The 9,787-nt window shown below is 73.2% G+C and carries 8 protein-coding genes; 2 read left to right on the top strand and 6 right to left on the bottom strand.

What is annotated here, in order from left to right:
* Nucleotides 1-75: 75 nt before the first annotated feature.
* The 3 genes from ACIQVD_RS23595 to ACIQVD_RS23585 form a co-directional block, all read right to left on the bottom strand.
* Nucleotides 76-498, bottom strand: a complete 423-nt coding sequence (locus tag ACIQVD_RS23595) for a DUF350 domain-containing protein (RefSeq protein ID WP_100837096.1) — start codon at nucleotides 496-498, stop codon at nucleotides 76-78.
* A 93-nt stretch (nucleotides 499-591) separates the two neighbouring features.
* The gene (locus tag ACIQVD_RS23590) at nucleotides 592-1,083 is read right to left on the bottom strand and encodes an LURP-one-related/scramblase family protein (RefSeq protein WP_400691729.1); all 492 of its coding nucleotides are present in this window, start codon (nucleotides 1,081-1,083) and stop codon (nucleotides 592-594) included.
* 69 nt (nucleotides 1,084-1,152) lie between these two features.
* Nucleotides 1,153-1,947: a phosphotransferase gene (locus tag ACIQVD_RS23585; protein ID WP_400691726.1), complete on the bottom strand. Its 795-nt coding sequence runs from the start codon at nucleotides 1,945-1,947 to the stop codon at nucleotides 1,153-1,155.
* A gap of 104 nt (nucleotides 1,948-2,051) precedes the next feature.
* Here ACIQVD_RS23585 and ACIQVD_RS23580 point away from each other — a divergent pair, with 104 nt between their 5' ends.
* Complete coding sequence (locus ACIQVD_RS23580) at nucleotides 2,052-2,819, top strand: phosphotransferase (RefSeq protein ID WP_402291591.1); 768 nt, start codon at nucleotides 2,052-2,054, stop codon at nucleotides 2,817-2,819.
* A gap of 15 nt (nucleotides 2,820-2,834) precedes the next feature.
* On the opposite strand, the gene ACIQVD_RS23575 is transcribed toward ACIQVD_RS23580, so the two are convergent.
* A complete protein-coding gene (locus tag ACIQVD_RS23575) occupies nucleotides 2,835-4,085 on the bottom strand; it encodes an acyltransferase family protein (RefSeq protein WP_402291589.1) in 1,251 nt (416 codons plus the stop codon).
* A gap of 214 nt (nucleotides 4,086-4,299) precedes the next feature.
* Here ACIQVD_RS23575 and ACIQVD_RS23570 point away from each other — a divergent pair, with 214 nt between their 5' ends.
* Nucleotides 4,300-6,120 (top strand): NHL domain-containing thioredoxin family protein, encoded by a 1,821-nt coding sequence (locus ACIQVD_RS23570; RefSeq protein WP_402291587.1) that lies wholly within the window; start codon nucleotides 4,300-4,302, stop codon nucleotides 6,118-6,120.
* A 51-nt stretch (nucleotides 6,121-6,171) separates the two neighbouring features.
* Here ACIQVD_RS23570 and ACIQVD_RS23565 read toward each other — a convergent pair whose 3' ends face one another.
* Together ACIQVD_RS23565 and ACIQVD_RS23560 are read right to left on the bottom strand one after the other, a co-directional pair.
* Nucleotides 6,172-7,473, bottom strand: coding sequence for a M18 family aminopeptidase (locus ACIQVD_RS23565; RefSeq protein WP_282202080.1), 1,302 nt, complete (start codon nucleotides 7,471-7,473; stop codon nucleotides 6,172-6,174).
* Between the two features lie 290 nt (nucleotides 7,474-7,763).
* Nucleotides 7,764-9,593 (bottom strand): acyl-CoA dehydrogenase, encoded by a 1,830-nt coding sequence (locus ACIQVD_RS23560; protein WP_400691713.1) that lies wholly within the window; start codon nucleotides 9,591-9,593, stop codon nucleotides 7,764-7,766.
* Nucleotides 9,594-9,787: the final 194 nt, after the last annotated feature.

Raw genomic sequence — 9,787 nt, 5'->3', positions numbered from 1 at the left:
GCCCGGCACCCCCGTTCGGACGGGGGTGCCGGGCCTCTCGCGCGCGGTGGCGGCCGGACCGGCCGCCGGCGGACGTCAGTAGATGGCGGCGGAGACGATCGCCGCCACGGCCAGGTTGGTGGAGGCGGTCACCCAGACCGCCGGGTGCGGCTCGCGGTCGACCAGCAGCTCGCCGAGCCTGCCGGGCGTCACCAGGTCCAGCACCCAGAACGAGACGGCCATCAGCACCAGGCCGAACAGGCCGAACACGGCCGCCGCGGCCAGGCCCTTGGCGAACTCCTGGTAGGTCGACATCACGGCGGTGAACACGATCGCGCCGATCGCCAGCAGCGCCGAGCTGAGCACCACGGCGGCGTTCCGGTTGCGCTCGATCCAGATCTGCCGGCGCAGCTCGCCGGGCGTCAGCAGGTCGACCAGCAGCACGCCGAGCAGCAGCAGGACCAGCCCGACCGCACCGTACGCGGACGCGTATCCCAGCTGGTGAAGGATGTCGTTCATGCGTCCCGCCCCTCCTGCCTGTCCGGCCGCCGGCCCGTGCCGAGGACCGGCACAACATAGCGCACGGGGCGGGCGGCCGGACGGGGCCGAGGCTCAGTCGTTGTGCTCGACCAGGCGGTCCAGGCAGACCGCGACGGCGATCATCAGCGGGACGTCGACGCCGTCCTCGATCTCCACGCCGTAGGTGTCGCGGATCCGGAACCACTTGCGGGAGACCTCGGCGAGCCGGTGGCCGTCGCCCTTGACGGTGTACTCCTTGTCGATCAGGTCGCCGTGGATCTCGTACTCGCCGCCGTTCTCCAGCTCCACGTGGTACTTGTCGTGGAACGGGGTGAACAGCTTCTTGCGGACGGTCGCCACCACGTCCCCGTCCGCGTTCTCGATCTTCATCGCGTCGCGGACGGTCAGCACCTTCTCCCGGACGGTGGCGACCGTGTTGCCCGCGGTGTCCTGCAACTCGAAGGTGTCGCGCATCCGCAGCACCTTGCCGTCCACCAGGAACGCCTTCTCGCCGTGCTCGTCCTCGACCCAGTAGTCGTCGCCGACCGCGAAGAGGCGCTCCTTGACCACGAACTTCCGACCCATGTCCCCGACTCCTCGTCTGGTGCTCGCCGGCCCGCCGTCGGGCGGCACCCGACATGGTGCCACCGGCCGCTACGCCAGGTCCCACAACAGGCGGTAGTAGGCGAGCCGCTCGGCGTCCGGCGCGACGCCGTACGCCTCCAGCAGCGGACGCTCCCAGCCCGGGCCGTAGTTCCACACCGTGCTCCAGGTGGCCACCGCCAGGTCCGCCCAGCGGTCGGCCGTGCCGAGGGCGCCCAGGTCGACGTGGCCCGAGGGGCGGCCGTCCGCGCCGACCAGGGTGTTGGGCGCGCAGGCGTCGCCGTGGCAGACCACCTCGACGTCCACCGGCGGCGGGTCGGCGAGCACCGCCAGCGCCCGCTCCACGGTGCCGTGGTGGCGCAGGTCCGGGTGCCAGTCGGCCGGGTCGCGGCGCAGCGCGGCGGCGCGGGCCACCCGGCCCGGCGCGGACCAGTCGTACGGGCAGCCGGCCACCGGCAGCGCCTCGTGGAAGGCCCGCAGACCCGCGCCGACCGCCCGGACGGCCGTCGCCGGGTCCCGCTTCCACGCCTCGTCCACGGCCGACCGCCCCGGCAGCCCCGCCGTCAGCAGCCAGTGGCCGCCCGCGGCCTCGCCGCCGCCCAGCGCGAGCACCTCCGGGACGGTGGTGAACCGCCGCGCCCAGCCCAGCCGTTCGGCCTCCACCGCGAGGTCCGCCGGGCTGCCGGCCGGCGCCCACTTCACGAACCGCCGCCCCGGCCCGTCGCCGAGCCGGAACGTCAGGCCGTGCAGCTCGTTGCGCCACACCGCGACGACCGGCTCACCGGCGGCCAACTCGGCCACGGCGGGCGGCACTTCGACGTCGTCCCCGGGTACGTAGGCGATCATCCGGCCATTGTCGCGCGCGGGCGGCGCGGCGTCACCCGGGTTCCGGCCGGGAACCGGGGCGGGGCGCCGGACGTACCTACCGGCACGAGGAACGGGGGAACCACGTGTCCGAAACGACCAGCGGACCTGTCGAAGCGGTCGCACCGGGCGAACCGTTCGCACCGGGCGCACCGGGCGCACCGGGCGCACCGGGCGAGCTGCTCGGCACCGGCCGCACCGCGGACGTCTTCGCGCTGCCCGACGGGCGGGTGCTGCGCCGCTACCGCGCCGGGGCCGGCGCGTGGGCCGACGCGCGGGGCGAGGCCGACCTGATGGCCCACCTCGCCGGGCACGGCTACCCCGTACCGGCCGCGTGGCCCGGCGAGCGGCCCACCGACCTGCTGATGGAACGGCTCGACGGCCCCACCATGGCGCAGGCCGTCACCACCGGCGCACTCGCCCCCGACGCCGCCGGCCGGATGCTCGCCGACCTGCTGCGCCGCCTGCACGCCGTCCCGCCCCGCACCGCCGCCCACCCCGGCGACCGGGTGCTCCACCTCGACCTGCACCCCGAGAACGTCCTGCTCACCCCCCGCGGACCGGTCGTCATCGACTGGGCCACCGCCACCGAGGGCGACCCCGGCCTGGACACCGCGATGAGCGCCGTCGTCCTCGCCCAGGCCCTGCTCGGCATGCCCGAACACACCGCCGCCGCCCCCGCCGTCCTCGTCCCCCTCCTCCACGGCCTCCCCCCGCTCACCACCCACCACCTCACCACCGCCCGCGCCCGCCGCGCCGCCGACCCGGTGCTCGACGCCGCGGACCACGGACGGCTGGACGCGGCCGTCGCCCTGGTCCGCGCCTGCGCGGCGGAGGCGGCGGCCGACGCCTGACCGGCGGCCGGACGATCAGACCGGGGAGCGCTCCTGCGGGAGCGGGGCCCGGAACTCCGGCTCCACCAGGACCGGCGCCGCGGCTCCCGCCGGGCCGGCCGGGGAACGGCGCCCGGGCGGATCGGCGGCCCGCACCTGCTCCAGGGCCCGGTCCAGGCCGCGGCGCAGCACCGGCGCGAGCGGCCTCTCGACCAGCCGGTGCACCAGCCAGGCGACCACCAGCATCGCCGCGGTGACCGTCCCGACCGCCGGCCACGGGCCCATCCCGCTGCGGTGCAGCCAGCGCAGCGCCGTCCAGCCCATGACTTCGTGCAGCAGGTACAGCGGGTAGGTGAGCGCTCCGGCGACGGTCAGCCAGCGCCACTGGATCCGCGCGGTCCACCCGAGCGCGACCGCCAGCACCGCCAGGTACGCGAGGGTGACCAGCAGGACCACCGGCCAGTGTTCGAGGTGCAGGCCGGCGACGTCCAGCGGCGCGACCCGCGCGTCGCCCAGCGAGGGCTGCACCTCCGCCTGGTGGCGCAGCCCGTTCTCGACCGACAGCGCCCAGTTGAACCCGACGATGCCCCACAGCAGCAGGTTCGGACCGAACCTGTGCATCAGGTACATCGCCATTCCGGCCACGAAGAACGAGGAGTACTCCGACATGCCGATGGAGTCGACGAGGGGGGTCGACCACGCCGAGGCCACGGTCCACAGCACGCAGAAGACGACGATCTTGCGGTACGTCAGGCCGCGCCACACCAGTGGGGCGAACAGCAGGTAGAAGCGCATCTCCACCCACAGCGTCCAGTAGACCGCGTCCACGCTGTCCAGGTTCAGCCCGAGGTGGAACATGGTCAGGTTGGCCAGCACCGCGTCCACGGTCAGCGGCTTGCGCAGGGTCGGCCACAGCGCCAGGAACGCCGTGGTCGTGAGCACCGCGAACCAGTAGGCCGGGTACAGCCGGACCACCCGGGAGCGGACGAAGTCCCCGAGGCTGCGCCCCCAGGAGCTCATGCAGATCACGAAGCCGCTGATGACGAAGAACAGGCACACCCCGGTCCAGGTGTACGCGCCGAGTTCCGCGTAGCCGTGGAACACCTCCACCGCCGGCCGCTCCCAGGCGCTCTCCGCCGGCTTCGTGCCCCCGCCGTAGCCCACGTAGTGGTGGAAGAGCACCATCAGCGCGGCGACCAGCCGCAGTCCGTCCAGGGCCGCCAGTCGGCCCCGGGAGCGCGGTTCCCGGGGCGGGTCGCCGCCCGAGCGACGCAGGAGAAGTTCCACCGGTCATCCTTCCGGGACGTGGCCAGGAGTGGAACTTCGGCGCCGGTCAACGCACAGCCCACCGGTCGCGCCTCGCACGACCCTCCACCGCAGGATGACCCGCCACCGACCGGACCGCCGTGGTCCACGTCTCCTGTCACCGGATCCTGACGACAGTTTTCCGAAGCCTTTACCGGCCGTCAGTGCCCTCGGCCCGATGCGGTTGACTGGGGGCATGACTTCTCGTGCACGCGTCCGGGCCCCCGAGCTGGTGGGCAAGGGCGGATGGCTGAACACCGGCGGCAAGGACCTGTCGCTGGTCGACTTCCGCGGCAAGATCGTGATCGCGGACTTCTGGACCTTCTGCTGCGTCAACTGCCTCCACGTCCTGGACGAGCTCCGGGAGTTGGAGGAGCGGCACCGGGACACCGTGGTGATCGTCGGCGTGCACTCGCCGAAGTTCGTCCACGAGGCCGACCACCGGGCGGTGGTGGACGCGGTGGCGCGGTACGAGGTGCACCATCCGGTGTTGGACGATCCGGAGCTGGTGACGTGGAAGCAGTACGCGGTGCGGGCCTGGCCGACGCTGGTGGTGATCGACCCGGAGGGGTACGTGGTCGCGCAGCACGCCGGGGAGGGGCATGCGCACGCGATCGCGAAGCTGGTGGAGGAGCTGGAGGCCGAGCACGCGGCGAAGGGGACGCTGCGGCGCGGTGACGGGCCGTACGTGGCGCCCGAGCCGGAGGCGGGGGACCTGCGCTTCCCGGGGAAGGCGGTGCGGCTGCCGGACGGGCACTACCTGGTCGCGGACTCGGGGCACCACGCGCTGGTGGAGCTGGCCGAGGACGGCGAGCGGGTGGTGCGGCGGATCGGTGACGGCGTGCGCGGGCTGGTGGACGGGGTCGAGCCGCGGTTCAGCGAGCCGCAGGGGCTGGCGCTGGTGCCGGCGGGCCTCGACCTGGGCTACGACGTGGTGGTGGCCGACACCGTCAACCACGCGCTGCGCGGCGTCCGGCTGGCGGACGGCCGGGTGACCACGCTGGCCGGCACCGGGAAGCAGTGGTGGCAGGGCTCGCCGACCGCGGGCCCGGCCCGCGAGGTGGAGCTGTCCTCGCCGTGGGACGTCGCGTTCTTCGACGGCCGGGTGTGGATCGCGATGGCGGGCGTGCACCAGCTGTGGTCCTTCGACCCGGTGGCCGGGACGGTCGCCGTCGCGGCGGGCACCACCAACGAGGGCCTGGTGGACGGTCCGGCCGCGGAGGCGTGGTTCGCCCAGCCGTCCGGCCTGGCGGTGTCCGCCGACGGCGAGCGGCTGTGGGTGGCCGACGCGGAGACCTCCGCGCTGCGCTGGGTTTCACGTGGAACCGGCGAGGTGCGCACCGCCGTCGGCACCGGCCTGTTCGACTTCGGGCACCGGGACGGCGCGGCCGGGCAGGCGCTGCTCCAGCACCCGTTGGGCGTCACCGTGCTCCCGGACGGCTCGGTGGCCGTCAGCGACACCTACAACCACGCGCTGCGCCGCTACGACCCGGCGACCGGCGAGGTCAGCACGCTGGCCACCGACCTGCGCGAGCCGTCCGGCGCGGTGGTGGTGGACGGGGACATCGTGGTGGTGGAGTCCGCCCGGCACCGGCTGACCAGGCTGCGGCTGCCCGAGGAGGCGGTCCGGGTCGAGGCCGTCGCGCACCGCACCCGGCGGGCCGCCACCGAGGTCGCCCCGGGCCCGTTCCGCCTGGACGTGGTGTTCTCCGCGCCGTCCGGCCAGAAGCTGGACGAGCGCTACGGCCCGTCCACCCGGCTGCTGGTCAGCGCCACGCCGCCGGAGCTGCTGGTGTCGGGCGCGGGCGCGGACAGCGCGCTCGGCCGCGAGCTGGTGCTCTCCGGCGAGGTGGCCGAGGGCGTGCTGCACGTCTCGGCGATGGCGGCGTCCTGCGACGACGACCCGGCGGTCGAGTACCCGGCCTGCCACGTGCACCAGCAGGACTGGGGCGTGCCGGTGAAGCTGGTGGCGGGCGGCGCGAGCCGGCTGCCGCTGGTGCTGGCCGGGATGGAGTGAGACGCGGACGGGGGCGGGCCGCCGGCCCGCCCCCGTCGTCCGGGATGCCGCTCAGCCCTCCAGGAACGCCTTGATCGCGCTCGCCAGGTAGTGCGGGTCCTCGGCGCCGCACAGCTCGCGGGCGGAGTGCATGGACAGCGCCGCGATGCCGCAGTCGACGGTGGTGATGCCGAGCCGGGCCGCGGTGATCGGGCCGATCGTGGTGCCGCAGGGCATCGCGTTGTTGGAGACGAAGGACTGCCACGGCACGCCGGCCTTCTCGCAGGCGGCGGCGAACACCGCCCGGCCGACCCCGTCGGTGGCGTACCGGTTGTTGACGTTGACCTTGAGGATCGGGCCGCCGTTGGGCATCGGGTGGTGGCCGGGCTCGTGCCGCTCGCTGTAGTTGGGGTGCACCGCGTGGCCCATGTCGGAGGAGAGGCAGACGGTGCCGGCCAGCGCCCGGGCGCGGTCCTCCAGGGTGCCGCCGCGGGCGTGGCAGGAGCGCTCCAGCACGTTCCCCAGCAGCGGGCTCTGCGCGCCGGTGTCGGACTCGCTGCCGGTCTCCTCGTGGTCGAACGCGGCCAGCACCGGGATGCACGGCAGGTCCGCGCCGGCCTCGGCGACGGCGGCCAGCGCGGCGGTGGCGGCGTGCACGGACAGCTGGTTGTCCAGCCGCGGCCCGGCCAGCAGTTCGCGGTCGCGGCCCAGGTAGGCGGGCGGCTGCACGTCGTGCGCCATCAGGTCCCAGCCGGCCACGTCGGCGGCGTCCAGCCCGGCCTTCCCGGCGACGTACTCCAGCAGGGCGCCCTCGGTGGTGCCGCCGATCCCCCAGATCGGCGTCAGGTGGCGCTGGCGGTCGAGCTTGAGGCCGTCGTTGACCCCGCGGTCGAGGTGGATGGCCAGCTGCGGCACCCGCAGCAGCGGCTCGTCCAGGTGCACCAGGCGGGTGGTGCCGTCGCGCAGCGCGAGCCGGCCGGAGATCCCGAGGTCCCGGTCGAGCCAGGTGTTGAGCGGGACGCCGCCGTAGATCTCCACGGCGATCTGCCGCCAGCCGGCCGAGCTGGTGTCCGGGACCGGCTTGACCCGCAGGTTCGGCGAGTCGGTGTGGGTGCCGACCACCCGGTACGGGGTCGCGGCCGTCGCGTTCGGCGGCACGTACCAGGCCATCAGGGCGCCGCCGCGCACCAGGTAGCGGCCCCCGCCGTCGCCGTCCCACGCGTCCGTCTCGTTGACCCGGCGGAAGCCGACCCGCTCCAGCCGCTCGGCCGCGCTCGCCACCGCGTGGTACGGCGAGGGAGAGGCCGCGAGGAAGGCGATGAGGTCGTCCGTGTGCTTCCGGTCGAAGTGGGCCGTTCGGGCGACGGTCGACATTTTGCTCCTGGGTAGAGGGCGGGGCGGGCCTGGTGGGGTTGCCGGTCCGCACCATGAGCATATGCCCGTACACGGACAGGGCCGCGGGAAGTCCGCAACGGTGACACAACAGTGAACGGGCCGCGACCCGGCGCCGCGGCCGGGCCGCCCCGGAGCGGCTCGGAGCGGCCCCGGAGCGCCCCGGAAGTGACTCCGAGCGCCCCCGGGAGCGGACAACGCCGCGGGGCCCGGTGGAGTACCGGGCCCCGCGGCGTGAGGGTGGGTCGGGCGGTCCTGTGGCGGGCGCCGGGTCAGAACGCCTCTTCGGCCAGCTCCATCAGCTCGTTGTCGATGTTCTCGGCGATCTGGCGCTGCGCGGCGGTGGTCGGCAGCACGGTGCGGGCGAAGTGCTTGGCCGCGGCGACCTTGCCGCGGTAGAACGGCACGTCCTTCTCGGAGGCGCCGGCCTCCAGCTTGGCGAGCGCGACGGCGGCCTGGCGCAGCAGCAGCCAGCCGACCACCACGTCGCCGGAGACCAGCAGCAGGCGGGTGGTGTTCTGGCCCACCTTGTACATGTTCTTGACGTCCTGCTCGACGGACGACAGGTCGGCGATCAGGGTGCCGACGATGGCCTCCAGGTCGCCGGCGGCCTTGGCCAGCAGGTCGCGCTCGGCGGCCAGCTCGGCGCCGCCCTCGCCGGCGGCCAGGAACTTGGTGATCTGCTCGTTGACGGCGGTCAGCGCCTGGCCGCCGTCCTTGACGATCTTCCGGAAGAAGAAGTCCTGGCCCTGGATGGCGGTGGTGCCCTCGTACAGGGTGTCGATCTTGGCGTCCCGGATGTACTGCTCGATCGGGTACTCCTGCAGGTAGCCGGAGCCGCCGAAGGTCTGCAGCGACTGGGCCAGCTGCTCGTAGGACTTCTCCGAGCCGTAGCCCTTCACGATCGGCAGCAGCAGGTCGTTCAGGCGCTCGGCGGCGGCGTCGTGCTCGCCGCGCAGGCGGGCGGCCAGCATGTCGTCCTGCACCGAGGCGGTGTAGAGCACCAGGGCGCGCATGCCCTCGGCGTACGCCTTCTGGGTGAGCAGCGAGCGGCGCACGTCGGGGTGGTGGGTGATGGTGACGCGCGGCGCGGTCTTGTCCATGAACTGCGAGATGTCGGCGCCCTGCACACGCTCCTTGGCGTACTCCAGCGCGTTCAGGTAGCCGGTGGACAGGGTGGCGATGGCCTTCGTGCCGACCATCATCCGGGCGAACTCGATGATCTTGAACATCTGGCGGATGCCGTCGACGGTCTCGCCCAGCAGCCAGCCCTTGGCCGGGTGCTTGGCGCCGAAGGTCATCTCGCAGGTGTTGGACGCCTTGAGGCCCATCTTGTGCTCGACGTTGGTGGCGTAGACGCCGTTGCGCTCGCCGAGCTCGCCGGTCTCCCAGTCGAAGTCGAACTTCGGCACGATGTACAGGCCCAGGCCCTTGGTGCCCGGCTTGCCGCCCTCGGGGCGGGCCAGCACCAGGTGGATGATGTTCTCGGACATATCGTGCTCGCCCGAGGTGATGAAGCGCTTGACGCCCTCGATGTGCCAGGAGCCGTCTTCCTGCTTGACCGCCTTGGTGCGGCCGGCGCCCACGTCCGAGCCGGCGTCCGGCTCGGTCAGCACCATGGTGGCGCCCCAGAGGCCCTCGACCATCCGCTGGGCGACCTTCTGCTGCTCCTCGGTGCCCTCGTCGTAGACGACGCCGGCGAAGGCCGGGCCGGAGGAGTACATCCAGATCGCCGGGTTGGAGCCGAGCACCTGCTCCGCGTACGCCCAGACCAGGGAGTTCGGGGTGACCTGGCCGCCGATGCCCTCCGGGATGCCCAGGCGCCACCACTCGGCGTCCATGAAGGTCTGGTAGCTCTTCTTGAAGGTCTCCGGGATCGGAGCCGTGTTGGTCTCCGGGTCGAACACCGGCGGGTTGCGGTCGGCGTCGACGAAGGAGGCCGCGAGGTCGTTCTCGGCCAGCCGGGAGATCTCGCTGAGGATGTTCTTCGCGGTGTCGACGTCCATGTCGGCGAACGGACCGGTGCCGTACACCTGGTCGCGGCCGAACACCTCGAAGAGGTTGAACTCCACGTCCCGCAGGTTGGACTTGTAGTGACCCATGACCGTTTCTCCGGTTCGTCTGCTCCACGGGCGGCCGCTTCCGGCGCACCGCTTACCCACCAGTACGCCCCATGATGCTACCGGTTGGTAACTTGTTCAAGCCCCCTGACGTGACGGAGCTATGAACGTGGTCACGTCCCACAATGGCTCCCCGGGCCGGATTGTGCGGATCACCCGCCCCCAAGCGGGGCGCG

Source organism: Kitasatospora sp. NPDC090308 (assembly GCF_044769485.1).
Lineage (GTDB): Bacteria > Actinomycetota > Actinomycetes > Streptomycetales > Streptomycetaceae > Kitasatospora > Kitasatospora fiedleri.
Note: the sequence above shows the minus strand (reverse complement) of the source record. Positions and strands in the feature narration are given on the sequence as shown.